Genomic DNA, 1,292 nt, shown 5'->3' on the forward strand with positions numbered 1-1,292 from the left:
ACGGTGGGCTCCACCTCACCGTTCATCGGTCTGTTCGGCACGGTGTGGGGGATCTACCATGCACTGACAGCCATCGGCATTGCCGGTCAGGCCTCTATCGACAAGGTGGCAGGGCCTGTGGGTGAATCGCTGATCATGACGGCCATTGGTCTGGCCACAGCTGTGCCGGCCGTTCTGGGCTACAACCTGCTGGTGCGGCGCAACAAGACAGCCATGGATCTGGTGCGTGACTTTGCCGCAGATCTGCAGTCCATCCTCATTGGTGGTGTGCGTCATGGCAGCGGTGATGTGAGCCCGATTGTGGTGCGCCCGGACAACTCCCCCACCACGGCCACGGTTTCCAACCGCGTCGGGTAATCATCGGGTCAGGTCAAGGCAAGGAGAGCGCTTATGGGCATGCAGGTTGGCGATAGTGGTGGGGAAGACGACGTCGTCTCCGCCATCAACACCACACCGCTTGTGGATGTGATGCTGGTGCTGCTGATCATCTTTCTGATCACCATTCCGGTGGCGACACATACGGTCAAGGTGCAGCTGCCCAAGGACATGAACCAGCCCACCCAGACCAAGCTGAGCAATGTGGTTCTGGCGGTGACAGCAGATGGCCAGACCTACTGGGATGAAACGCCGGTGAAGGACCGGGCTGATCTGCTGGCCCGTCTGGAGAAGGCGGCGGTGCAGAAACCGCAGCCGCAGATCCAGATCCGCGGGGATGTGACCACGCGCTACGAGAGTGTGGGCCGTCTGGTGGCGACGTGTCAGGAAGCGGGCATCAGCCACATCGATTTCATTACGGAAAAGCCGAAATAAACAGGGGCGGGTGGCATAGTATGCCACCCCATCCTGTGGGAGAGAGCACAGGCCATGGGCATGAATGTTGGCTCTGAGAGCACAACGGAAGATGAAGGCATTGTAGACATCAACACCACGCCGCTGATTGACGTGATGCTGGTGTTGCTGATCATGCTGATCATCACCATCCCGTTGCAGACGCAGGCGGTCTCGATTGATCTGCCGCAGGGCAATCCTCCACCCAGCACGGAAGAGACCCCCGTGGTGACACTGGTTGTGGACTTTGACAACTCGCTGACATGGAATGGCCAGCCCATCAATGGCGAGGCCGATCTGCAGGCGCATCTGCGCGAGATTGCCAACGGGCCAGAGGCATCCCGTCCGGAGTTCCATCTCCAGCCCAACAGGCTGGCTGACTACAAGACCGTCATCCATGTCATGGCCGATGCACAGCGCCTCGGCGTCACAAAAATCGGGATCGTCGGACAGGAACAGTTCGC

At 59.6% G+C, this 1,292-nt stretch carries 3 protein-coding genes; all 3 read left to right on the forward strand.

From position 1 onward, the window contains the following. On the forward strand, positions 1–357 hold a 357-nt coding region (locus tag CSR02_RS07790), incomplete at its 5' end, for a MotA/TolQ/ExbB proton channel family protein (RefSeq protein WP_143225564.1). A gap of 33 nt (positions 358–390) precedes the next feature. Beyond that, positions 391–810: an ExbD/TolR family protein gene (locus CSR02_RS07795; protein WP_042786344.1), complete on the forward strand. Its 420-nt coding sequence runs from the start codon at positions 391–393 to the stop codon at positions 808–810. A 54-nt stretch (positions 811–864) separates the two neighbouring features. Then, a partial coding sequence (locus CSR02_RS07800) for an ExbD/TolR family protein (protein ID WP_099541173.1) occupies positions 865–1,292 on the forward strand: 428 nt, incomplete at its 3' end.

Origin of the sequence: Acetobacter pomorum, assembly GCF_002738225.1 — a bacterium.
In the GTDB taxonomy this organism is placed as follows: Bacteria; Pseudomonadota; Alphaproteobacteria; order Acetobacterales; family Acetobacteraceae; genus Acetobacter; species Acetobacter pomorum.

Bases quoted from the DNA above. Each gene is read 5' to 3' on its own strand.
- CSR02_RS07795 (WP_042786344.1), top strand. From the start codon at position 391: ATGGGCATGCAGGTTGGCGATAGTGGTGGGGAAGACGACGTCGTCTCC.